This is a genomic window from Trichocoleus sp. ST-U1, assembly GCF_039961835.1.
Classification (GTDB): Bacteria; Cyanobacteriota; Cyanobacteriia; order Cyanobacteriales; family FACHB-T130; genus FACHB-T130.
On the sequence record NZ_JAMPJZ010000017.1, the window covers coordinates 31,080 to 55,201 of the forward strand.

At 47.9% G+C, this 24,122-nt stretch carries 23 protein-coding genes; 14 read left to right on the forward strand and 9 right to left on the reverse strand.

Translation table 11 applies throughout. The annotated features are described in order from the left end of the window. The first annotated feature begins 139 nt into the window (after positions 1-139). Positions 140-1,507, forward strand: a complete 1,368-nt coding sequence (locus NDA06_RS09040; protein WP_190984916.1) for a TldD/PmbA family protein — start codon at positions 140-142, stop codon at positions 1,505-1,507. Between the two features lie 298 nt (positions 1,508-1,805). On the opposite strand, the gene NDA06_RS09045 is transcribed toward NDA06_RS09040, so the two are convergent. Further along, positions 1,806-1,961, reverse strand: a complete 156-nt coding sequence (locus tag NDA06_RS09045; protein WP_190414178.1) for a hypothetical protein — start codon at positions 1,959-1,961, stop codon at positions 1,806-1,808. A gap of 279 nt (positions 1,962-2,240) precedes the next feature. Here NDA06_RS09045 and NDA06_RS09050 point away from each other — a divergent pair, with 279 nt between their 5' ends. The 3 genes from NDA06_RS09050 (at position 2,241) to dprA (ending at position 5,069) form a co-directional block, all read left to right on the forward strand. Then, positions 2,241-3,044 (forward strand): SAM-dependent chlorinase/fluorinase, encoded by an 804-nt coding sequence (locus NDA06_RS09050; protein ID WP_190984887.1) that lies wholly within the window; start codon positions 2,241-2,243, stop codon positions 3,042-3,044. A 68-nt stretch (positions 3,045-3,112) separates the two neighbouring features. Further along, positions 3,113-3,763, forward strand: coding sequence for a DUF2301 domain-containing membrane protein (locus NDA06_RS09055; RefSeq protein WP_190427047.1), 651 nt, complete (start codon positions 3,113-3,115; stop codon positions 3,761-3,763). A gap of 193 nt (positions 3,764-3,956) precedes the next feature. Further along, on the forward strand, positions 3,957-5,069 hold the full coding sequence (dprA, locus tag NDA06_RS09060) for a DNA-processing protein DprA (protein WP_190984888.1): 1,113 nt from the start codon (positions 3,957-3,959) through the stop codon (positions 5,067-5,069). Between the two features lie 46 nt (positions 5,070-5,115). On the opposite strand, the gene NDA06_RS09065 is transcribed toward dprA, so the two are convergent. Further along, the gene (locus NDA06_RS09065) at positions 5,116-7,029 is read right to left on the reverse strand and encodes a serine/threonine-protein kinase (RefSeq protein ID WP_347277003.1); all 1,914 of its coding nucleotides are present in this window, start codon (positions 7,027-7,029) and stop codon (positions 5,116-5,118) included. A gap of 53 nt (positions 7,030-7,082) precedes the next feature. Here NDA06_RS09065 and NDA06_RS09070 point away from each other — a divergent pair, with 53 nt between their 5' ends. Together NDA06_RS09070 and NDA06_RS09075 are read left to right on the forward strand one after the other, a co-directional pair. Next, entirely contained in the window at positions 7,083-7,331 is a 249-nt protein-coding gene (locus tag NDA06_RS09070) for a hypothetical protein (RefSeq protein ID WP_190984890.1), read from the forward strand. 115 nt (positions 7,332-7,446) lie between these two features. After that, the gene (locus NDA06_RS09075) at positions 7,447-8,619 is read left to right on the forward strand and encodes a GNAT family N-acetyltransferase (protein ID WP_190673740.1); all 1,173 of its coding nucleotides are present in this window, start codon (positions 7,447-7,449) and stop codon (positions 8,617-8,619) included. Between the two features lie 48 nt (positions 8,620-8,667). Here the strand turns inward: NDA06_RS09075 and NDA06_RS09080 are convergent, their stop codons facing one another. From NDA06_RS09080 to NDA06_RS09100, 5 genes are all read right to left on the reverse strand, one after another. Continuing rightward, positions 8,668-9,876, reverse strand: a complete 1,209-nt coding sequence (locus tag NDA06_RS09080) for a tetratricopeptide repeat protein (RefSeq protein WP_190673744.1) — start codon at positions 9,874-9,876, stop codon at positions 8,668-8,670. Positions 9,877-10,142: 266 nt separating this feature from the next. Beyond that, positions 10,143-11,279: a Gfo/Idh/MocA family oxidoreductase gene (locus NDA06_RS09085; RefSeq protein WP_190984891.1), complete on the reverse strand. Its 1,137-nt coding sequence runs from the start codon at positions 11,277-11,279 to the stop codon at positions 10,143-10,145. Further along, entirely contained in the window at positions 11,276-12,253 is a 978-nt protein-coding gene (gene gshB / locus NDA06_RS09090; protein ID WP_190984892.1) for a glutathione synthase, read from the reverse strand. The genes NDA06_RS09085 and gshB overlap by 4 nt, the downstream gene beginning before the upstream one ends. Positions 12,254-12,349: 96 nt before the next feature. Further along, positions 12,350-12,613 carry a glutaredoxin 3 gene (grxC, locus tag NDA06_RS09095; RefSeq protein WP_190686200.1) on the reverse strand — a complete coding sequence of 88 codons (264 nt, stop codon included), beginning with the start codon at positions 12,611-12,613 and terminating at the stop codon, positions 12,350-12,352. A 277-nt stretch (positions 12,614-12,890) separates the two neighbouring features. After that, positions 12,891-13,760, reverse strand: a complete 870-nt coding sequence (locus NDA06_RS09100) for a 2OG-Fe(II) oxygenase (protein WP_190673749.1) — start codon at positions 13,758-13,760, stop codon at positions 12,891-12,893. A gap of 354 nt (positions 13,761-14,114) precedes the next feature. Here NDA06_RS09100 and NDA06_RS09105 point away from each other — a divergent pair, with 354 nt between their 5' ends. Then, entirely contained in the window at positions 14,115-14,540 is a 426-nt protein-coding gene (locus NDA06_RS09105) for a hypothetical protein (RefSeq protein ID WP_242047364.1), read from the forward strand. A 305-nt stretch (positions 14,541-14,845) separates the two neighbouring features. After that, positions 14,846-14,980 carry a hypothetical protein gene (locus tag NDA06_RS09110; protein ID WP_277878293.1) on the forward strand — a complete coding sequence of 45 codons (135 nt, stop codon included), beginning with the start codon at positions 14,846-14,848 and terminating at the stop codon, positions 14,978-14,980. 583 nt (positions 14,981-15,563) lie between these two features. On the opposite strand, the gene NDA06_RS09115 is transcribed toward NDA06_RS09110, so the two are convergent. Further along, a complete protein-coding gene (locus NDA06_RS09115) occupies positions 15,564-15,920 on the reverse strand; it encodes a hypothetical protein (protein ID WP_190984894.1) in 357 nt (118 codons plus the stop codon). A gap of 318 nt (positions 15,921-16,238) precedes the next feature. Here NDA06_RS09115 and NDA06_RS09120 point away from each other — a divergent pair, with 318 nt between their 5' ends. The 3 genes from NDA06_RS09120 (at position 16,239) to NDA06_RS09130 (ending at position 19,102) form a co-directional block, all read left to right on the forward strand. After that, positions 16,239-16,403 carry a hypothetical protein gene (locus tag NDA06_RS09120; RefSeq protein ID WP_190414090.1) on the forward strand — a complete coding sequence of 55 codons (165 nt, stop codon included), beginning with the start codon at positions 16,239-16,241 and terminating at the stop codon, positions 16,401-16,403. A 616-nt stretch (positions 16,404-17,019) separates the two neighbouring features. Then, positions 17,020-17,922 carry an MBL fold metallo-hydrolase gene (locus NDA06_RS09125; protein ID WP_190414088.1) on the forward strand — a complete coding sequence of 301 codons (903 nt, stop codon included), beginning with the start codon at positions 17,020-17,022 and terminating at the stop codon, positions 17,920-17,922. A 64-nt stretch (positions 17,923-17,986) separates the two neighbouring features. Further along, positions 17,987-19,102, forward strand: coding sequence for a bifunctional riboflavin kinase/FAD synthetase (locus NDA06_RS09130; protein ID WP_190984895.1), 1,116 nt, complete (start codon positions 17,987-17,989; stop codon positions 19,100-19,102). Here the strand turns inward: NDA06_RS09130 and NDA06_RS09135 are convergent. After that, positions 19,082-19,306, reverse strand: a complete 225-nt coding sequence (locus NDA06_RS09135; RefSeq protein WP_190984896.1) for a hypothetical protein — start codon at positions 19,304-19,306, stop codon at positions 19,082-19,084. The genes NDA06_RS09130 and NDA06_RS09135 overlap by 21 nt on opposite strands. Before the next feature lie 89 nt (positions 19,307-19,395). Between NDA06_RS09135 and NDA06_RS09140 the strand changes: the two genes are divergently transcribed. The 3 genes from NDA06_RS09140 to secA all read left to right on the forward strand — a co-directional run bounded on the left by NDA06_RS09140 (position 19,396) and on the right by secA (position 24,099). Further along, entirely contained in the window at positions 19,396-20,304 is a 909-nt protein-coding gene (locus NDA06_RS09140; protein ID WP_190414084.1) for a MoxR family ATPase, read from the forward strand. 111 nt (positions 20,305-20,415) lie between these two features. Next, complete coding sequence (locus NDA06_RS09145) at positions 20,416-21,036, forward strand: diheme cytochrome C (protein ID WP_190414083.1); 621 nt, start codon at positions 20,416-20,418, stop codon at positions 21,034-21,036. 246 nt (positions 21,037-21,282) lie between these two features. Then, entirely contained in the window at positions 21,283-24,099 is a 2,817-nt protein-coding gene (gene secA / locus NDA06_RS09150) for a preprotein translocase subunit SecA (protein ID WP_190984897.1), read from the forward strand. Positions 24,100-24,122: the final 23 nt, after the last annotated feature.

Here is a 24,122-nt window from a genome sequence, read left to right on the forward strand (position 1 = left end):
ATAATTAATCTGATTTCACCTTCGGTTTAGTACAAATTAAGCAATAATCCAGTGCCAATCGATTTAAGCAGCCTGCCCTAACAATCGCCTAGAATCCCTATCAGGGGCTAAATAAAAGGATTAAAAAGTGGAAACTTCTATGCAAGATCGGTTACAGGCAGCGATCGCTCCTTACCGTACAGCGGTAGATTATCTAGAAATTCGCTTAGAACAAAGTGAGTCTACCTCTATCTCCTTTCGCGGTCATCAGCTGGATGCCGTAGATCGTAACTTTACCCTCGCTGGGGGCATTCGCGCTTGCCACATGGGCGGCTGGAGTTTTGTCACTTTCAATGGTTTAGCTGAGTTGAAAGACCGGATTGAAGAAGCGATTTCTCAAGCACATCTGGTCGGAAAAGAAACGACGATGCTAGCGCCAGTGGAACCCATTCAAGATTATGTGGCGGTGGAAATCGGGCGCGATCCACGTGGGGTTTCTCTGGCAGAAAAGCGGCGGTTATTGGAGGGATATAACCAACTGCTGCTAGATTTTGACCCCCGAATTCAAACGACAATGGTGAATTTGCGCGATCGCTTCGGCATCACCTATTTTGCCAATTCTCTCGGCACCTGTATTGCCCAAGAACGCTTGGATGTGTCGGGTCGATTTGGGGCGATCGCTAGGGAAGAAGGTTCTGCCCCCCGCCAAGGCTTTGAATCTGTCCATTCCCGCACAGACTATAACATTCTCGAAGGAATTGAAGACCAGGTACTGGGAGCCGCCAAACGCGCTGTCGGTCAACTGGAAGCCAAATCAGTCAAAGGCGGACAATATACCGTCGTTCTCGACCCCTACCTCGCCGGTGTCTTCATTCACGAAGCTTTTGGACATCTTTCGGAAGCTGATTTTGTCTACGAAAACCCCCGGATGCAGGAATTGCTTACTTTAGGCAAACCCTTAGCCATCAAACAACTGAATGTGGTTGATGATGCCACGATGCCCGATTTACCTGGTTCTCTCAAGTATGACGATGAAGGCGTCCCCGCTCAACGCAAATATTTAATTAAAGACGGTATCCTCACCCAGCGCTTGCATAACCGCGAAACTGCTGGCAAGCTACACGAAGCTCCTACCGGCAACGCTAGGGCACTCAACGCCACTTATCCCCCGTTGGTGCGGATGACGAACACTGGCATTGAACCGGGGGAACACTCCTTCGATGACATGATTGGGGATATCGAGGAAGGCGTCTATGCGGTGCGGATGCTTGGCGGACAAACCAACGGCGAGATGTTTACCTTTGCCGCTGCTGAAGGCTATATGATTCGCAATGGCAAGATAGCTGAAAGAGTGACTGATGCCAGTCTGACTGGCAATGTCTTCCAAACGCTCAAAGATATTGAGGCGATTGGGAACGACTCCATCTATATCAACGGCGGTTGCGGTAAAGGCGGACAAATGCCGCTACCAGTGAGTGTGGGGGGTCCCCATCTGCGAATTAAAAATGTCGTGGTGGGCGGGCGCTAGGAGGAACCGGGAAGCTATGAAGAATTCTCTCCCTTTCTCCAATGACCCATTACCGTATAGCAATTCTAAATGATTCGTGAACGCGAGATCCCCGACTTCCCTAAGAAGTCGGAGATCTGAATCGATAGACGCTCTAATCAAAAAGGGGATGCCGCTAGTAAACGGCATCCCCTTTTGTTTTATTTAATTAACGTGCATAGCATGGCATTTGTGGCGGTTTTGCCCCAGTACACTTGCACGGAAACAGCAGACTCCGAAGGCTCGGTATTTGAGACTGAGAGTATCGCTTAATTCAGGTTTAGTGGAAGTAGTTGGCTTCCGCTTCCAACTGGCGAATCAAAGCTTCGTCACCTTTGGCTCTGGCAATTTCTAGACGATGCTGCAAGCTTTTTTGAATATTTTCGCGGTGAGCCGCAGCCGCATTTTTCTGGTTATCTTGGCGTCTTCCGTTCATAATGGACATTTTTTTTAAGCGACTTGAGGTATCTGCTACTTATCTAATATAACCTAAATACCCAAAAAATGGTAGTTTTTGTTACAGAATATTCATAGTTTGTTAGCTAGCGTTAAGGGTTGAGGCTGTGGAACGAATTAGGGTCTGGGAGCGATCGCCCTTGCTGAAGGTAAGCTAGACTCTGAAAACGTTCAAAAAAGACGTTCAAACCACCGCGCGTTCTGGTCGCATCAACAGCATCGCACCCGCGCTTGGCACAAAGAATCCTTCTTAACAAAGATGTATGACAACCGGATCGTTACTCTGACGAGCGATTTTGGCTTGAGTGATGTTTATGTAGGGGTGATGAAAGGCGCGATCGCCCAAATCAACCCGACGCTGACGGTGGTGGATCTCACTCATGAGATTCCCCCTCAGAATCTTACAGCCGCAAGATTTTGTTTAATGAATGCCTACCCTTATTTCCCAAAAGGGACAGTGCATATTGCTGTTGTCGATCCGGGAGTGGGGAGTAGCCGCAGAGCGATCGCAGTTGAACTTGCAGATGGTTTCCTGGTGGGACCCGATAATGGGCTATTTAGTGGCATTCTGAGTAATAGTGGGGTTTCTCCGTCCTTACTAGAAATTGCCGCTGTCGAACTCACGAACCCCGACTATTGGCGCACAAACGAAGCCAGTTCAACGTTTCACGGTCGAGATATCTTTGCCCCCGTAGGTGCCCATCTTGCCAGCGGCGTTCCACTAGAACAACTGGGAGACGCTATCGATCCAGCCAGCGTAGTTCAACTGCCCATCCCTGAATGCAGCCAGACAGAGGCGGGTATCACGGGTTGCATTCAGTATATCGATCGCTTTGGCAACTTAATTACAAATATTCCAGGTACCTTCGTCCAAGGAAAAATCTGGTCTGTGGTTGTGGGATTTAGGCTACCCAGTTGCCAGACTTACAGCGACAGTCCAACCGGAGAAGCGATCGCTTTAATTGGCAGTCACGGTTGGGTCGAAATTGCCGTCAACGGAGGCAATGCTCAGTCGCAACTGCAACTAGACTGGGGAGATGAGGTGCTTCTTCATCTGGATTAATTCAATTCCTAATTGGGATTTATACATCCGCATCGCTGATATTGTATAGCAATTTTCGGATAGGTTTTATGACTCAGTTAAATGTGTCTGATTCGGCAGTTTATCAAGGTCAGTTTGGAGAATTTACGATAACCGAGAGCGATCGCACTGGCGTGATCGTTTACCGCAGTGGCTTAATGGTAGCGGCTTTAAGCTTTGCTTTAGGTAGCTTCCTGGTGCTAAAGACAAACATGGGATTGTCACTCCTCACCCCGCTGTACGCTTGTTTTTGTTTGGCATTGGGCGTCAGTTTATTTACCATCCATATTTACCTAGAACCGCTACACCGACTCCTTCAAGCTTTTTGGGCAATTGGTGTTTTATCAGCGACAGTGCTGGCGCTGCAAAGTAGCGAACCTCTTGCCCTATATGTCTACAATCACCCAATAACCCTTTTTGGAGTTGGCTTTACCTTTGCGGCATTAACGGGGATTTACTTCAAAGAAGCCTTTTGCTTCAACCGTCTGGAAACTAAAGTTCTCACGCCTTTGCTGCCAATGTTGCTGCTGGGACACCTGACGGGTGTATTGCCAGTGTCAGTAGAACGGGGATTATTGGCAGTTTGGGCAATTCTATTTGTCATCTTTGCCTTGCGTAAGGTTGTGCAAGAAATTCCACCGGATATTGGTGATAAGTCGGTGTTTGTCTATCTCAAACAACAGCATTCGGCGAAGGCTTGAGGCACGCGATTAAACACCATAGTAATGACTTCTCTCCTGCTAGGAAGCTGTTGGCGAATTAAAACCTAACCCCCTTACCGAGCCTCGCCCCTAATAGGGAAAGGATTGGGGAGAGGTTAAAGAGAGAATTCGCCAACAGGATCTCCTAAAGGGGGGGAGTTAGGTTTCCTGTATTGCCAATCATTTAACTGTTATGGAAGAACGTGCCTTCTGGCTAGCATGGTCGCAAATCCCTGGAATTGGTCCAATTTTGCTCAGGCGCTTGCACCAGCATTTTGGCACGCTCAGTGAAGCCTGGAAAGCCAATCCAGCCGCCTTGAGGGAGGTGGAGGGGTTTGGGCGTCAAACAATTGAGGGGGTGATAGAGAAGCGATCGCGCCTGCATCCCCAACAATTTTTAGAAGAACACTTGGTAAAAAATCCCTGTTTCTGGACGCCAGCAGATGCTGATTATCCCCGCTTACTTCTAGAGACGCCTACCCCACCGCCAGTGCTGTATTATCGCGGCAAAGTGCAACTCCAAGAAAATCATGGCATTACGCCAACGATTGGCATTGTCGGTACTCGCCAACCCTCTGAATATGGCAGACGCTGGACTGGCAAAATCACTGCTGCATTGACGAAAAGCGGCTTCACGGTTGTTTCCGGCATGGCAGATGGCATTGATACGGAAGCGCATCGCGTTTGTATAGAAGCTGGGGGACGGACGCTGGCAGTTTTTGGTACTGGTGTGGATGTCGTCTATCCTTGGCGCAATAAGTCCTTATACGAACAAATATGCGATCGCGGGTTAGCGCTGAGTGAGTATCCTGCTGGCACCCAACCGAAGCGCGAACACTTTCCCCCTCGCAATCGGATTATCGCCGGGTTGAGTCGTGCGGTGCTGGTAATGGAAGCGCCTACGCGATCCGGTTCATTAATTACTGCTGATTATGCCAATGAATTCTGTCGAGATGTCTATGCTTTGCCTGCAAGGTTGGACGATCGGCAGTCGCTGGGCTGTCTAAAATTAATTAGTAAGGGAGCGACGCCTTTTCTAGATGAAAATCATTTACTAGAAATGCTCGGAGCGATTCCAAAACTCGATCCAGTGCAACAGCTAGACTTATTTAATCAGCCTCCCGTACCCGATTTAGAACCAGAACTTAAACAGATTTGGCAAGCAATTTCCTCAGAACCTACGGCTTTTGATTTAATTGTGCAGCAAACGGGTAAGCCAGCTAACTCAGTCTCCAGTGCGCTGTTGCAGTTAGAACTTATGGGGTTAGTGTCGCAATTGCCGGGGATGAGGTATCAGCAATCTTAAGCGCGATCGCTACCCTTACCATTCCCAAATCGAATGTCTTAAATTGCTACTGCACTCGCCAAATTTTGATACTAAAGTCCTGACTTCCACTCGCCAGCGTCCGTCCATCGCGGCTGAAAGCCAGGGAAACAACGTTGTTAAAATGTCCTTTAAGGGTGTAGAGTTCCCTGCCAGTGTTTGGATTCCACAATTTAATCGTATCGTCCATACCACCACTGGCAAGGGTTTGCATATCTGGGCTGAATCTGACAGCATAAACCGCTTTTAAATGTCCATGCAACGTGCGAATTTCCTGCCCATTATTCAAATTCCACAATTTAACCGTATTATCCCAACTGCCACTCGCTAGCATCTGTCCATCTGGGCTAAAAGCAATAGAAACAACCCAGTTAGAATGCCCACTTAAATTGTGAATTTCCTGACCTGTTTTTAAATCCCATAATTTAATCGTATTATCTAAACTGCTACTCGCTAAAATCTCTCCATTGGGACTGAATACGACAGAAACAACCTGGCTCGAATGCCCGATTAACGTGCGAACTTTATCTGCTTTTTTAAGGTTCCACAATCTAATCGTGTTGTCCCAACTGCCACTAGCCAGAATTTGTCCATCTGGACTGATGGCAACAGCACCCACTGACTTTGAATGCCCCTTCAAAGTGTAAATTTCCTGGCCCGTGTTCAGATTCCACAATTTAATCGTGTTGTCTAAACTCCCACTAGCCAGCATCTCTCCATTTGGACTGATGGTGACAGAAGCAACCGACTTTGAATGTCCCTTTAAAGTGTTCGCTAAAGCAAATTTTTTTCTAAAAATTGGTTGATTCGGACTTAACGTTAGATTACTAATTGAAAAATTATTTAGATTGGCGTGTTTAAAATAACTATATCCAAATAACAATAATATTAATGTGGTACTACCTGCTAAAACTTGATTTAAAAATTTGTTTCTAACCAGTGTAACCGCTGAAGACGTAATTTTAAAAGGGTTATTACTTCTAGGCGGCGCTACAGATATTTTAGGCGTTAAATTTTGCGGACTCCGCATCAAATCATGAATAACCTCGTCTACCGAATGGTAGCGGTACTCAACATTTTTTTGCAATAGCTTATCTAATATATTAACCAAATTACTACTAATTGAATATTTTATGTATTTCCGCCACTGACAAACCCAATCGTAGCCATAATCAAGAAATAATAAGTGGGGATTGACATTACTTAGCAAATGAAAACAAGTTACACCTAAACTAAATAAATCGCTAGCTGGATAAACTTCACCCCCTTGCATTTGTTCGTAGGAAGTATATCCGAAAGAACCAATTTTTGTACCTCGTTGAGTTGCCTTTATTGCTGTTAACTGCTTAGCTGCACCAAAATCAATCAGTACTAGCTCCCGCTTTCCTCCCCTTGTTAAGCGGCAACGCATAATATTTTCGGGTTTGATATCTCTGTGGATTACATTTTTATCATGAACGAATTTGAGAACAGGTAAAATATCCAGCAACATCTCTCGAATCTGTTTTTCACTGAAAGCACCTTGTTGTTCCAACTCCTGCAATAAATCCTGCCCATCGATAAACTCCTGCACTAAATATAAATAATTTCCTTCTTCAAAGTAGCCATAGAGCGTGGGAATCTGCGGATGATGTCCCATCTCTTGCAGACGCTTTGCCTCTTGTTTAAACAGTTGAATAGACTTGTTGAGTGCCGCAGTTCCCTGCACTTGGGGTCTAAATTGCTTGACAACGCAGGGTTCATTCATCCTATCTATGTCTTCTGCCAGATAAGTTCTACCAAATCCTCCCTCATTGGAAATAAGCTGGATAATGCGATAGTGTCCTCTCAGCAACGGCATGAGTTTTGCCCCGCAACTTCGGCAAAACTTTGTCGTATCAGGATTTAGAGGATTCTGACAATCGGGGTTGAGGCAACAGCTCATAGGTAGAAGATGCAACATCTGGTTGAGTCTATGATAAATGTGCCCCTCAATTTTCTCTGTAGAATTCAAGCATGAAACGCCAAATTTTCTTAGCTTTAATGCTTCTGACGGCTACAGTTTTGATACTTTTTATTGGGCACGGTGCGATTACGAAACCAGCAAACACGGCGACTATTTCACTGCGATCGCTAGCAGGCACACCAGGGATAGGCATTGGTATGGCGGTGGCGATGCAACCCTTATCTCACGATTCTACCTATCGGGAGATAGTGGTGCATGAGTTCAATCCCATCGTGGCAGAGAATGGAATGAAGTTTTAGGCGGTTCATCCAGAACGCGATGTCCTCCAAGGACGACCTTCGGTTCGCTTCGATTTCACAGACGCAGATAATGATGGCTGATCGTAAAAAATTAATCAGCAATTAGCAGCCTAATATGACAACTAACTTTGAATTCGGCACGATTTCTAACCCTGAAGAAGCTAAACAGCTTGGGCAAATCTTAACCCAGTGCTTCAATTCACCGCCAGATAGCTGGCAGATGTATTTAAATCGGATTGGGCTGGAGAACTTTCGCGTCATCCGCCAAGGAGGACAGACGGCTGGGGGCTTAGGCATTCTCAACATGGGTCAGTGGTTCGGAGGTTCTCGCGTACCTATCGCCGGAATTGCCGCCGTGGGCATTGCGCCAGAGCATCGAGGCACAGGGGTAGCAGCGGCGCTGATGACGAATATTGTTAAGGAGTGTCACGCTAAGGGGATTCCCCTATCGACGCTCTACGCCTCTACCAGCGCCCTTTATCGGAAAGTGGGTTACGAACAAGCTGGGAACTATTGCCGTTTGACGGTGCCGACAGAGACGATTCTGCTCAAAGATCGCACTTTGCCGATGCAGCGCGTGGAAGCGACTCACCACGAATTTCACGAACTCTACCGTCAACGAGCGATCGCTTCCAGTGGCAACTTGGATCGCCACCAAGCCATTTGGCAAGGCATTGTCGAGTCCCCAGAAGACGTGATTTACGCCTACCGGATTGGCTTTGAAGACAAAGCAGAAGGTTACATCATTTTCAGCCAAAAGAGGGGCGACACAAGCTATCACCTTGAAGTCAGAGACATGGTGGCATTAACACCAGCAGCAGCACGTCGTTTATGGACTTTCTTTGCCGATCACCGTTCTCTCGCAGACAAGGTGATTTGGCAAGGTCAGGCAGGAGACCCGCTTTTGTCTTTACTCACAGAACAAACTTACAAAATTGCCCATTTAGAACGATGGTTGGTGCGAGTCGTTGATGTGCCAAAAGCACTATCAATGCGCGGCTATCCGATTGGGTTAGAAGCCGAATTACATCTTGAAATTCAAGATAATGTATTGCCCGATAACAATGGAAAATTTGTTTTGGCAGTTTCCGGCGGACGCGGTGAAGTGACAAGAGGCGGACGCGGTGAATTACGGTTAGATGTGCGAGGCTTAGCACCTTTATTCACAGGGTTACTGACAGCTCATCAGTTACAAACAATTGGGAAAATTGAAGGGGATGCCGATTCTTTATCGACCGCCATGCTGCTCTTTGCCAGTCCCGAACCGTGGATGCCAGATCATTTTTAGCGGCTCATTAGTTAGGGGCAAGGTAGGCAATGGCTATTATCTTACTAGCTACAATTCACCAATCATTTTTTTAAACCGCTCATGTTGCTGAATCCGATAAAAACTTGATTCATTTTTGGCATAGGTTTTAAATGTATTGGTATCGAGATTAATTGCCTGTTCTAGAGAATCAAGCGCTAAAGAAACTTTGCCTTGTAGGGCACAGAAGCAAGCTTTGTTATACCAAGCATAAGGGTAGTGAGGATTGATTTCGATGGCTCTGTCACAACAGGCGATCGCTTCTTCATACCGTTGCAATGCAGCGAGTGCCCCACTCCAGTCAGTCCAGGTAGCGGGGTTATCTGGTTTGAGGACAATTGCTTGCTCGTAGGAAGCGATCGCTTCTTTATACCGTTGTAGGCTTCCTAACGCCCAGGCTCGATGGTGCCACGCTTCCCAAAAATCGTGTTTTAGTTTAATGGCTTTGTCATAGGAAGCGATCGCTTCTTCGTACTGTTGTGATTTAAGTAGCTGATTGCCTTTTTCGTAACAAGCGTGATGCGGACTCATCACTCTACGAATTAGTAAAAAAACACCAATTGCTGCTACTAATAAAATGCCGGAATCAGCGTTGAAAGATGTGTATCCCTTCCATACCAATTCCATTGGAACACCAAGCAGTGCCCCAATTGTAAAAGCTGATTTCCAAAAAAGCAGATTTAACGGTTTTACGAATGAAAGCAGAATGAAGAGGGCAATAATTCCATATTTGCTCAATTTTCTCAGTTTAATTTGAGTTTGATTGGGCAACCACGGCTCGATAATGCCATAACCATCCAGCGGCGGAATTGGCAGAAAGTTGAACTGAATAACGGAGATTTGTAGAATAATTAGAAATGCTAAAGCTGGGCCAATCCAGTGTTGGCTGAATGGCGTCACCCAACCCAGCCAAAAGGGAATCGTGAGCAATAAAGTCACGATTACACTAGCGATGGGACCCGCTGCGGAGACAGCACTTTTCCACCAACGATTGCGTAATTGGCTTTGATTGATGTAAACTGCGGCACCCGGTAAGGCAATCCCACCGATGAGAAGAAAGACGACGGGCAGAACCAAACTCAAAGTTGGATCGGTATATTTGAGGGGATTCAGGGTCAAATACCCCTTATCTTTAACTGAGGTATCCCCGCCCCAATAAGCAACTACCGCATGACCAAACTCGTGTATACAAACAGACACGATCCAGCCAAGACAGACGAAAACTGCGACAGGTAACATTGCTGCCCACCCTGAGGAAAAGCGGTTGAAAAGATGTTTTAATCTAACTCAGCCGCGAGGCAAATGGCAAAGTTGCAACGCGATCCGGTTCGGGTTAAATACGTTTAGATAAATCAGTATTTGAAAGAAGATCCCCCAACCCGCTGATAAATTGGGGGCGATGAGAAAAAAATCTCCTTTTTCAGGAGGCGAAGGGGGTGCAAATAGGTTGCCTCAAAACGTTAACTTAACTGTATTTGAAGCTTAATCTCCTACGTTGACTGTCGCTATGAGCGACTGGCCAGGAAAGTGTCCAAACTTGGCACATCCACCCAGCAACCCGTCTGATGGGATTCATGGGCTAAATCCATCAACAGCTGGGAATAAACTCCCTCTCGCAGCGATGGCGCGATCGCTTTCCCGGCGTCAATTGCCTGCACCCAGTTGTCTACAACTCGGATAAAGGGTGCCAGACGCCCATCCGTATAGGTTTGGGGAAACGCCAGCCGATGCGGAATTTCTACCTCAGCAAGAGGTTTACCCGCAGGTGCCGCCCAGAGGCGAAAACCATGTACGTAATCTTTCTGATTTTCACTGCCTAAGACTAACGTACCGCGATCGCCATAAACTTCGATCCCGTGCGTCCGCGATGCATAAACCACCGAACTGATACACAGTTGGCAAGGCGTCCCATCCGCCAGTTCCAGCATCAGCATACACGTATCATCCGCATCCACCGGCTTCATTTCACCCGTGTTCGAGTCTGGACGAACAGAGATTCCTGTAATCAGCTGGGCACACAGTCGCCGCACAGGTGCAAACAACCAGCGAATGTAATCAAAAGCGTGAGAACCGACGGCTCCCAATGCTCCCCCTCCCTGGTCTTTCCGAGAATACCAGTTCCACGGGCGCGTGGCATCGGCACGACTCGACACCAGCCAATCAATCTTGATCAGGCGCTGCTGTCCCACATATCCTTCTGCTAAAAGTTCGGCGAATCGTTGCCATGCGGGGACAAAGCGAAATTCAAAATCGAGCGTAGCGATCGCGCCGTTTTCTCTCGCCAACTGATACAACTGACGTGCTTCAGTCGCAGACAGGGCTGTGGGTTTTTCTAATAATAAATGCTTCCCCGCTTGCAACACCGTTTTCGCCATTTCATAGTGCAAAAAGGGCGGCGTTGAAATACTGACAGCGGCGACATCCGGTAAAGCAACGATTTCTTCTAGGGTGTTGCAAGCGTGGGGAATATTCTGGGCAGAAGCGATCGCTCTCGCTTTATCCAAATCCCGGTTGTAAACTGCAACCACCTGAGTACGCGGGTGTGCCTGGAATCCTGGGATGTGGATTTTTTGACCAAATCCAGTCCCCACCACTGCTACGCCAATCGGGTTCGATGCTTGGGCTGAATTGCTGAATGTCATGCAGGGTTTTCCGATCTAAACTTTTCCACCCATTCAATCACTTGATAGCCGAGACGGGTGCCATCAAGTCGATCGATTTCTCGGATGCCAGTAGGACTGGTGACATTCACTTCCGTGAGGTAGCCGCCAATCACATCAATCCCGACAAAAATTAAACCATCCTGGCGCAGTGTAGGAGCCAGTTGGGCGCAAATTTCGCGCTCTCGTTGGGTAATTTCCGTCTGAGCCACTCTACCCCCGACTGCCATATTGCCGCGAAATTCCTTCCCTGTAGGAATGCGATTCACGGCTCCAATCGGTTCGCCATTGAGCAGGATAATTCGCTTGTCTCCCTCCTTAGCGGCAGGTAAGTAAGTTTGCACCATCACCGGAACTCGTGCCTGAAGGGTACTGAGTTCTATCAGGGAATTAAAGTTGCGATCGCTCGGATCTAAAAATAAAATTCCTTCCCCCGCCTTATTTCCCAACGGCTTCAGGATTGCTGCCCCTTTTGCCTCCAGAAACTGCCGGATCACCTGCTTATCCGCACTGACAATCGTTTCTGGAATCGCCTCCCTAAACTGGAGTGCGTACATCTTCTCATTTGCCGCCCGCAGCCCATTGGGGGCGTTGATCACCAATGTTTTCGCTGGATCGATATAGTCCAGAATGTAGGTGGCGTAGAGGTAAGGAACGGTCACTGGCGGATCTGTTCGCATGAAAACCGCGTCCATTGCCTCCAGCGGTTGCAAGACGCGATCGCCTACAGAAAACCACCGCGACTCCGCCACCCAGCGTCCTTCCACCAGATGCACCGGCGTCAGTTGCACCGGCTCCAGCAACGCCCAAGCCTTGCCATCCCCCACACTCAATAAATTCGCCTGAGTAATCCAAACTTCGTGTCCCAGTGCTTGTGCTGCTTCCATCAGCGCCACACTGGTATCGTGACCGGGATCTAGGCGTTCGATGGGGTCAATAATAAAAGCAAGTTTCATGTTAGCTATCAGCTTTTTGTCTTTTGTCCATTGTCCGTTGTCCGCTGTCCGTTGTCCGCAAACAGTAGCTCAGGACGAATAACAAATGACGAATGACTATGCTGATTGTAGGAGTGGATCGAGCTTGCCTTGAGCTTCTAGCGCATAGGTATCATCACAGCCACCAATATGCCGATCGTTGATAAAAACTTGAGGTACGGAACGCCGCCCATTTGCGCGTTTTGCCATCTCCGCCCGTGCCGCCTCATCCCCATCAATGCCGTATTCGATATAATCAACCCCTTTTTTATCGAGCAAAGCCTTGGCACGGATGCAGAAGGGGCAGCTGCTCCAGGTATAAATTTCCACTTTAGGAGCCATCTTGTCCTCAAATATTAAGTAATTTTTCTTGATCTTAGTCTAGTCAAACCCATCTATATCTTGTTTTCCGAGTAGAGTTGACTGAAAATCTTAGTTCGCTTAGTTAGCACGTCCCGTACCGGAAGTCCCACTCCATCCTAAAAAGCTCCCCGCTTAATCAAAGCGGAGAGCTTCTTGTGGAAATTTCCCAGAAATCAATCCTTAAGGGAAAAAGAGCCATTTAATATTGCTTAGCGCTGAAGCTAGAGAAAAAAATCTGGCTGAAGGCGCAAAAATATCAACGTCGAACCCATCCGTTAATCGTAAAGCGACTATCTGCGAAGGCTTTTGAGGGACATTGCACAGGTAATACTTCATGCATATAACGACTGAGAAAAAGCACAATGCTATTATTACGAGGCTCAACTGTTTTAAAGGAATCAGCCTTCACGTAAAAGTTATTTTCAATCTTGCTGTCATAAATTAGTAGCTCTCCACCAGAGAAAGCTTTGGGTTCTCGGTAAAAGTAGTAAACATAGGTTAATTCTCTGGTAGCAGTATCAGGACTACCATTATCATTGTGAACTTTGTAGTAATTTCCATCATTGTGAGAGGTTAATTGTGACTCAATTTGAGATACAGGAAATGATGGAATCCCTAATTTACTAAATATATCCGGTAAAATTGCTCGCAGGCGATTGACTATCCGTTCTGAAAACTCAGGGAAAGAGTAGAGAGCCATAGACCGACGATAATCAGTCGCATCGGTTGAAATGCTGGTAGGTACAAAGGCTGGCTCTTTTTTAAACACATAGTCGAGTAGTTGTTTGTGTTCCTCTTGAGTCAGAAAATTGTCAATTTGCACGTAGGGAGACGCTAAAACATCCGTTGGTTGAGGTTTCAGTTCCTCTTGCATGACAAAAACTGAGGGTTCGGTAACTACACCAACCAGATGTTCGCTTGGAAAACACAGAGAAGCGCGACCCTCATCAATCGGAATCTGGAACAACCCATAAAAACCATCTTCTTGCTTATAAGAGCGAGCCACAACAGTTTTTAACAGATTTTCTAGCATAGGGGCGTCTGACTTTAGAAAGACAGTGTATTGATGCCCCCCTGCTAAAAGCAGTTTGACTTTTATCTCCTTGACTTGAGCAGATGTTTCCATAAGTTTTCCTACTTTCACATACCTATCGCATTGAGATTTTTGGCTTGAAGTAAATTCACCCTGAGCAAAAGCTTCTCACCGTATCGTAAGTGAGAAGCTCTTTTTGAAATATGTATCTCTAGGGGAGGTAAAACAGTCGCTTAACTAGCGCTTAACGCTACTGTGCGCTTGTCTTCCGTCTTTTGCCAAACCGCATGGCGGCAAAACTTGTCAGCATGAGTGCGCCCACTGTACTGGGTTCGGGTACTGGTTTAGGGTTACTCTTAGTGCCGCCGGTACTGGGATTGGTGCCGGAACCGTAGTCAACTCCCGTTCCGCCATTGCTGTAATCAACGCCGGTGGTGCCACCTGGTGTTGGAGCTGGTGCCGGAGCTGGCGCTGGTGCTGGAGCGGGTGCTGGCGCTGGTGCTGGCGCTGGTGCGGGTGCTGGAGCAGGTGCTGGAGCAGGTGCTGGAGCAGGTGCTGGAGCAGGTGCTGGAGCAGGTGCTGGCGCTGGAGCAGGTGCTGGCGCTGGAGCAGGTGCTGGAGCAGGTGCTGGAGCAGGTGCTGGTGCTGGCGCTGGAGCGGGTGCTGGTGCGGGTGCTGGAGCAGGTGCTGGAGCAGGTGCTGGAGCAGGTGCTGGAGCAGGTGCTGGCGCTGGACCTGCGGTTCCGATTAGTTTGCTACTTTCCTGACGAGATTTTTCATCATTGGTATCTCCTACGCTCATCAGGCGCACTCCGAATTCCTGACCGTAAAACTGAGAGAGGGTTAAAGCTGTTGTGGCATGGGACAGGGTAAAAACGGCCGTTTGAAAGTCGTCCTTACCGCCCTTCAAACCTGTGTCACCAATTTCTATGCCAAATTCAAATGAGTGATTGCCTCCATCGCCATTCAAATTAGCTTGACCAACAGTGCTAAGGTTGTCGCTGGTGCTATAGGCAGTCGTGGTTATTAATTGGTTTTGACCTAGTTGGTTTTGACCAACTACGCTCAGACCACTTAGGAGCGAGTTATCAAGAATGTCGAAGAAGATTCCGCGAATGTCCCCAAATGAGAATTTCGTGTCAACAGCCACTGTGAACTGAATTTTGCCTGGTCCGGCTATGGCGTCATCCAATGTAAAGTTGACCTTCGCGTTAGCACCTGTAAAGTCATTGGAGCTAAAAGTCATTGAGGCAGCATGGGCTGGGGAAAATGCAGAAGATGCGATCGCAACACCAGCAGCCACGAAGGAATAACTAAGTAGAGTTGGGATTGTCCTTTTCATCGTAATTAAAACCTTTACCAATTTAAGAGTGAACTGAAGTTGCGCTATGGAATCTGCGATCTTTGCACTACAGTGCAAGGTTGTATATCACAGGATGTTTAAACATCAATGAAATGCCTTGAACTTGTAGATTTCCCCTGATTTTCCTGAAAATCAATCATGTTTAATTTATTGTTACCTCTACTGTAGAGAGTATTCTTTTGATTGTCTATCGATTTTTTAAAACTTCTTCGTATCTTCATTTAAACTCAAATCATGAGTATTTTTTTGCTGATGTCCGAGCATTTTTCTAGGCATTTACCTATAAGAGACACTACGCTTAAAACTGATGCTTGCGCCTTGAAATTCTTTCCAGTCAATCATTCTGGGCAGCGATCGCAAGGTTTCAACTTTTGTAATTACCGCAAAATATCGAGCTTCAATATTAAGTGTTCCACATTTATAGGTGTAACGTCTTCAGCAGAAATACGCACTTATTTGGGTAATACAAATCCTATAAAAGCCATTTTCAGTATTTACCGAGTCGAAACACGAGGTTGAATATTTTAGGCAGGTTACTTTACCGCCAAAATCATAAGTAAATTCTTTTTGGCACTGATATCAATACGGATTGATTTCGCTAATCGCGAAATCAATCCTGCTTGCTTTGAGTATTTACCGAAGGTAAGCAGCCTTCTCAAGGGTAAGTATGCGAAGCCCTGAAGTGGTATTACTGCTATACAGAGATTCGGTTTAGCTAAAATAAACAACGCTTCAAGCAAGTTTTGAGACCATTTCACCTGAATGTCGCCACAAGTAAATTGCTGAAAGTCGTTGCTGAAAAGACTTGTGCCATTCAAAACCTGAAATCCAAAATCTAAAGTGGGATGAGACAGCGCAGTTATAGCGGTTCTCGCTGGTATTCCCTGCAAGGCTGATGTTTGGACAAATAGACAAATATATTGTTCGCTCCTCCAGTGTGTACTCAACGGAGAAGGACTATTGTCTTGCTATCGATTTGAGCAATCTTGTTAAAGGCAATCGTAGTAGCAAGCTGGGTGCCCCTCGGTACTAAGCAAGCAATAAATACAATGATTCAGAGCTTACAAGACCTGGCAGAGGCTGGTAGCGGGTAGATATCTTTCCTTGCTTAATATGGCTGTGTATACCGAGCTGACGAAGATTGTTGAACTAGATATTCTAGGCGCACGCTAGATAATCAGTGACGCCAGAAGTGGAGGAGGTGACTGATGAAAGCACCTGAGTGCCAGAGTGCCCGTCACAAAAAGCGGTTTTTTGATGGCTTTATATTTTGCTCTGATTCAGATTCTGATATAGATGAGCTGCATTCCCAAAGAACGCCCTCAATCCCCCTCAATCTATATGTGGGCAACGAGTTCAGGAGAGCGTTGTGATTCTCAATCAACTCTTACTAAAAAAGTTTCACTCAACTAAGCGGCAGGCAATCTAGACTCAGACTTGGTAAGATCGATATAGAGAGGGAGAGATAATCTGCTCCTCTTAGGAAATTTTGCTCTCCAGGTGTGCAACTTCATCTGTCTACACAAGGCAAGTTTTATCCTCTAGCGACTTGTTTATATTTTGAAGGTGAGCTAGATCACAGATTACTGTTGCACAAGTGCCAGACGTTTTTACGACTAAACTGCTAAGCTTTTTAAATTAATCCAAAAGCTAGCGTCCTCCTAGTTTGGATGCGTGTCCTACCAGAGGCAATAGCGTAACTTAAAAAGTTTCCGTAAAAAACGCTTGCAAAAGCGGCATCTGTAATTATGCCAGGGAGCAGTTTTGAGTCATACTCAAATAGAAGAATAGGGTCTTCTGCCGGATCACTCTCTACGTCAGCCGCTGAATTGTTGAGCCTGGTTGAGCAACCAAGGCTTTTTGAGATTGGCTGGACTTTCCTCAAGCAAGCACGGTCCCAATCTCGTGCAGGCTTCTGGCATCAAACTATATGAACAATCAGTAAAACCTTTTTGATGACCCGCGATCGGAATCCTACAGGCAACACCCATGTCTAGCATGCAAAACCTATTCACAATTCACTTTTGGGGAGTAAGAGGAAGTATCGCCTGTCCGGGGCCGGAGACAGTCCGGTATGGCGGCAATACGCCTTGTGTTGAGATGAGAGTGGGTGGTGAACGCCTGATTTTCGATGGCGGCACTGGCCTACGAGTATTAGGGCAATCCCTGCTATCTCAAATGCCGGTGGAAGCTTATATGTTCTTCACCCACTCCCACTGGGACCACATTCAAGGGTTTCCTTTCTTTGTTCCTGCTTTTATTAAGGGGAATCGGTTTCATATTCATGGAACGGTTGCTCCGAACGGTTCGACGATTGAGCAGCGCCTGCGCGACCAAATGCTCCACCCAAATTTTCCCGTGCCTTTACAAATCATGGGAGCCGATTTGAAATTCTACGATTTGCCAATCGGGCAAAAGGTACAAATTGGAGAAATTACAGTCGAAAATGCCCTGTTAAACCATCCTGGGGAAGCTGTGGGATACCGCGTCAACTGGCGGGGTTGCGCTGCCGCCTACGTGACCGATACAGAACACTCCCCGACTCGCATGGATGAAAAAGTTTTGTGGCTGGCTCGGAATGCAGATGTCCTGATTTATGATGCTACCTACACGGATGAGGAATACGACTCACCCAAATCTTCTAAAGTAGGTTGGGGACATTCGACCTGGCAGGAAGCCGTGAAAGTAGCTCGTGCCGCGAATGTGAAAAAACTGGTAATTTTCCACCACGATCCGCTGCACAATGATGATTTTCTCGATCGGGTTGGCGAACAGGTGGCGCAAGAGTTTCCCGAAGCGATAATGGCGCGGGAAGGCTTGTCAATTCAGCTAGTGCCACAGAATCATCTGCCAAATGCGATCGCTGTCCAAGAAGCGGGCGTTTCTGCCTAAATTGGTCATTGGCTAATCCTTAATGACTAATGACGAACGACTAAATTATGTAAAAATGTAAAGCGTGTGGGTAACTTCTTCTCCTGACACTGCTCTAAAACCAACCGCTGTTGCCTTGGGAAACTTTGACGGTGTGCATCGCGGGCATCAACAGGTCGTCAAACCAATTTTGAAGGCTTCTGACGTTCCGGGTGTACCAACGCTTCCTCCATCGTCCCTGCATCGGCGGTTAGAATACCATTGGCAAAGCCAAAGTGAGGACACGGGACGGTCGCCTGAGACGAAAATTCTCAGTTCCAACGAACATCCCATCGCTACAGTGGTGACGTTTAATCCGCATCCGCGAGAGTTTTTTACAGGTCAACGCCGAGGACTGCTAACACCCCGACCCGAAAAAGTCCGACAACTAGAGGCATTGGGTGTGGAACAGCTGGTGCTGTTGCCTTTTGACAGGGAACTGGCTGCTTTGAGTCCGCAGCAGTTTGTAGAAAAGATTTTGGTGGGACAACTCAGAGCGCAAAGTGTGAGTGTCGGAGAGGATTTTCGCTTTGGGTGCCAAAGAGCGGGTACGGGGGCGGACTTAAAAGCGATCGCGCACTCTTATGGCATCAATGTCACCCTGGTGCCGTTGCAAACCTGTGAGGGCGAACGGATTAGCAGTTCAGTCATCCGTCAGGCGCTCCAAGAAGGAGACTTAGAGCAGGCAAACCGGCTACTAGGGCGTCCTTACACTCTCACTGGATTAGTCGTGAAAGGACAACAACTAGGCAGAACCATCGGATTTCCTACCGCCAACCTACAACTTCCTTCAGAAAAGTTTTTACCCCGACAGGGCGTTTATTGTGTCAGAGTTTATAGCGAAACCGAGGATGGTTCGGAAGCCACCGGGCAAACAGAAACAGGGAATGGGGAAGCCAAAGTAGCGGCGGATGGTTGCTCCTTGCCAATAGAGGGCATCGGCGTGATGAATATTGGCAATCGCCCCACGGTAGACGGTACCACCTCCACCCTAGAAGTTCACCTGTTAGATTGGGTCGGAGATTTATATGGAAAGACCTTAACTGTGAGCTTGGAACAGTTTTTGCGCCCCGAACAAAAATTTGCTTCCCTGGACGCGCTTAAGACGCAAATACAGGTAGACTGCGAGGCAGCAAGAGCCTTATTTAGGACTGAGGACTGAGGACTGAGGACTGAGGACTGAGGACTGAGGACTGAGGACTGAGGACTGAGGAGTCGAAGAGTGAGGAGCCAAAGAGTGAGGGTTGAGGACTGAGGACTGCAATAGAGTGAGGTGAGATACAAATACAGGCAGACTGCGAGGCAGCAAGAGCCTTTTTAAGCGTGAATGGCTAAGCGGTCTCATTCGTCCATACTCAATCGTCATCAGTCATTGTCACTGTTGGCAGACAACAGACAACAGACGACGGACAATGGACGAATTCACTACTGACGAATGACGAAAAAATAACGACTATGAGACAACGTATTGAGCAGCTGACGCAAAATCTGGGTCGCACAGTTGTCGGCAAAGCAGATGCCATTCGCTTAGTGCTAGTAGCCCTCCTTTCCGGTGGTCACGCCCTGTTGGAAGATGTCCCTGGCGTTGGTAAAACCCTGTTGGCTAAATCGCTGGCACGCTCGATTGACGGAAAGTTTCAACGCATTCAATGTACTCCGGATCTTTTGCCCACTGATATCACCGGCACGAATATCTGGAATCCCGCCGGACGCGAGTTTGAATTTCTGCCGGGACCCGTGTTTGCAAACGTGCTGCTGGCAGACGAAATTAACCGTGCCACCCCCCGCACCCAATCTGCTTTATTAGAAGTGATGGAAGAGCGACAAGTCACCGTCGATGGGGTTTCTCGCACCGTACCCAATCCGTTTTTTGCGATCGCAACTCAGAATCCAATTGAGTATCAGGGGACGTTTCCCTTGCCAGAAGCCCAAATGGATCGCTTCACGGTTTCCTTAACTTTGGGCTATCCCAGCGAGCAAGAAGAACTCCAAATGCTGCAACGGCTCGCTGAAGGCGTTAGGGTGGAAGATTTACAGCCCTGTATTTCCCTGGAAGACGTGCTGGAGTTACGGCGTCTGTGTGGCGGCGTGAAGGTAGAGGCGTCTTTGCAACAGTACATTCTCGACTTGGTGCGGGCGACGAGGGAAGATGAAGAAATTACGCTCGGTGCCAGTCCTCGCGGTACCGTTGCCTTGCAGCGAAGTACCCAAGCACTGGCTTTTTTGGAAGGGCGGGATTATGCTATTCCCGATGATGTGAAGTTCCTGGCACCTCACGTCCTTTCCCATCGTCTCATTCCATCGGGCGGTCGCCGTGCTAAGACGATTGTGGAGCGTCTGCTGCGCTCGATTCCGATTCCATAGACTTTTGTCCCTTGTCAGTTGTCTTTTGGTAGTAGGTAGTAGGTAGCAGGTAGTCGGTGTAACTCACAAACCACAACCCACGACCCATTACCCATTACCCAAGCATCCGTTATGCCAAAGCTTGTCCGGTCAAAAACCCGCTCCCGCTCTTTCCCTGGGCGAGAAGCCGCGCCTAAGGGCATCCGCAAGCGATCGCTTTTTACTTTGTTTTTGCTGCTCTTAGTCTGGAGCATCATCCTGGGATGGGGAATGGCAATGGCGATGGACGTTCAGAGCAAAGTCCCCATTGCCCAAATGTCCCCAACCACTGCCAACACAGCGACAGAAATAATGGGCACCGTCGATCCGGTTATCAGTCGCCTCGAATTGGGACAGCAACTTTACGTGGATAACTGTTCCACCTGTCACATTGCCGTCCCCCCAGCCGTTCTGCCGATGGAAACCTGGAAAAATCTGCTGCAAGAAACGCACCAACATTACGGGACGCAGTTGCCGCGCATCATCACTCCCTCACTTTTACTGATTTGGGATTACGTGAGGACTTACTCTCGTCCCCAACTAGAAAAAGAAACCGTGCCCTATCGGGTTACAGAATCTCGCTATTTAAAAGCACTTCATCCTCGCGTCGAACTGCCCCAGCCCGTAAAACTCTCTAGTTGCGTCACCTGTCACCCTGGCGCTAATCAATACAACTTCCGGGATCTGACTGCTGAATGGGAAAATTCACCCTAAAGTTAGACGGGATGCCCGTACCATCTCAGCCTAAGTGGAAATGATACGATGATTGATAAATGCCGAAGGTCGTTGGAGGCATAAAACCGCTAGGCAGAAAGATGAATCAAGTAGGACTTCTCCGCTGACTTCTGACTTCTGACTCCTAAGTTCATCCTTCATCCTTCATCCTGCGAAGAAAGCACCGCTATACGCGACAGCGAATCGCTAACATCCTTCATCCTTCTAAAGTTTCCTTTTGCTGCTATGTTTAAAAAATTACTGGGCGACCCCAACGCACGCAAGCTCAAAAAATACCAACCTTATGTTGTAGATATCAACCTCTTGGAGGAAGAAATCCAAGCGCTGTCCGACGAACAACTGACGGGCAAAACCGCAGAATTTAAACAGCGACTGGAGAAAACTAAGACAGCGCGGGAACGCCAAGAACTGTTGGATGAGTTGCTCCCAGAAGCTTTTGCAGTCGTGCGGGAAGCAGGGCGGAGAGTTTTGGGAATGCGCCACTTTGACGTGCAAATGCTCGGTGGGATTGTTCTGCACAAAGGTCAAATCGCCGAAATGAAAACTGGGGAAGGAAAAACCCTGGTATCAACCCTACCGGCTTACCTCAACGCCCTGACTGGCAAGGGAGTCCACGTAGTCACGGTCAATGACTACCTGGCGAGGCGCGATGCCGAGTGGATGGGTCAGGTGCATCGGTTTTTGGGCTTGAGCGTAGGGCTGATTCAATCGGGAATGGGGCCAAGCGAACGCCAGAAAAATTACGCCTGCGATATTACTTACGCCACGAACAGCGAACTAGGTTTTGATTACCTGCGCGACAACATGGCAACCTCAATGGCGGATGTGGTACAGCGTCCCCCGAACTATTGCATCATCGACGAAGTAGACTCGGTGTTGATTGACGAGGCGCGGACGCCGTTGATTATTTCCGGGCAAGTCGAGCGTCCAACTGAGAAGTACATGAAGGCGGCAGCGATCGCGTCGGCACTGGAAAAGGAAGTTGAGAGCGACGGGAATAAGCAAGGGCATTACGAGGTAGATGAAAAAGCTCGTAACGTTCTGATGACGGATGAAGGGTTTGCCAGGGCAGAACATCTGCTGGAAGTCAAGGATTTGTATGACCCCAACGATCCTTGGGCGCACTATATCTTTAATGCGATTAAGGCAAAAGAGTTGTTTAAAAAAGATGTGAACTATATTGTCCGCGACGGGGAAGTCGTGATTGTGGATGAGTTTACGGGGCGGGTACTCCCCGGTCGTCGCTGGAGTGACGGACTCCACCAAGCGATTGAGGCGAAAGAGCGGGTAGAAATTCAGAATGAAACGCAAACGCTGGCGACGATTACTTATCAAAATTTCTTCTTGCTGTATGAAAAGCTCGGTGGGATGACCGGAACGGCAAAGACAGAAGAAGCCGAATTTGAAAAAATCTACAAACTGGAAGTTACGCAAATTCCCACCAATAGACCGAGCGGGCGGGGAGATATGCCCGATGTGGTCTACAAGGTAGAAGCAGGAAAGTGGCGGGCGATCGCTGAAGAGTGTGCGGAAATGCACAAAGTTGGGCGACCCGTCCTTGTGGGAACAACCAGCGTAGAAAAATCAGAACTCCTATCAACTCTGTTGAGCGAGCGAGAAGTGCCGCACAACCTGCTGAATGCCAAACCGGAAAATGTAGAGCGAGAGTCGGAAATTGTCGCTCAAGCCGGTCGCAAAGGGAAAGTGACGATTGCGACGAACATGGCGGGTCGCGGAACCGACATCATTTTGGGAGGGAATGCGGACTATATGGCACGCCTGAAGCTGCGGGAATACTTGATGCCCAAGATTGTGCAGCCGGAAGAAGAAGATAGTTTTGCATTAAGTCAGGTGGCGGGAGCGCCAGGACGTGCCCCCGCGCAGGGGTTTACTCCCGGTAAGAAGGTGAAAAGCTGGAAGGTTAGCCCGCAAATTTTCCCGACTCAGTTATCCAAGGATACGGAACAAAAGCTGAAAAGTGCGGTAGATTTTGCCGTACAGCAATATGGAGAGCGGAGCCTGCCAGAGTTGGAGGCAGAGGATAAGCTAGCCGTTGCCTCAGAAAAAGCACCGACGGATGACGCGGTCATCCAAAGGCTGCGGGAGGTTTACAACTTAATTCACAAAGAGTACGAACAATTTACCAGCGCCGAACACGAAGAAGTGATCCAGTTGGGCGGTTTGCATGTTATCGGCACAGAACGCCACGAGTCGCGCCGGATTGACAACCAGTTGCGGGGTCGCGCCGGACGGCAAGGAGACCCAGGCTCGACGAAGTTCTTCTTGAGTTTGGAAGACAACCTGTTGCGGATTTTTGGTGGCGATCGCGTCGCAGGATTGATGGATCGATTGCGGGTAGAGGAGGATATGCCCATTGAATCCGGGATGCTAACCCGGAGTCTGGAAGGGGCGCAGAAAAAAGTCGAAACCTACTACTACGACATCCGGAAGCAGGTATTTGAGTACGACGAGGTGATGAACAACCAGCGTCGCGCTATCTATGCCGAACGCCGCCGCGTCTTGGAGGGGCTGGATTTGAAAGAACAGGTGATTCAGTATGCCGAGCGGACAATGGATGACATTGTGGAGGCTTACGTCAATCCAGAATTACCTTCGGAAGAATGGGATTTAAACAGCCTTGTTGCTAAGGTGAAGGAATTTGTCAATCTGTTGGCAGATTTGGAGCCGTCCCATCTAGAAGACATGAGCGTTGGGGAAATCAAAACTTTCTTGCAAGAAGAAGTGCGAAAAGCCTACGACCTCAAAGAATCGACTGTCGATCAAATTCAGCCTGGTTTGATGCGCCAAGCCGAGCGGTTTTTTATCTTGCAGCAAATTGATACCCTTTGGCGGGAACACCTACAAGCAATGGACGCCTTGCGCGAGTCGGTAGGTTTGCGCGGCTACGGTCAAAAAGACCCGCTGATTGAGTACAAGCAGGAAGGATATGAGATGTTTCTGGACATGATGACGGATATCCGCCGGAATGTGGTTTATTCGTTGTTCCAGTTCCAGCCGCAGGCTCAGCCGCAAGCGGTGTAAAAGAATTAAAAATTAAAAATTGG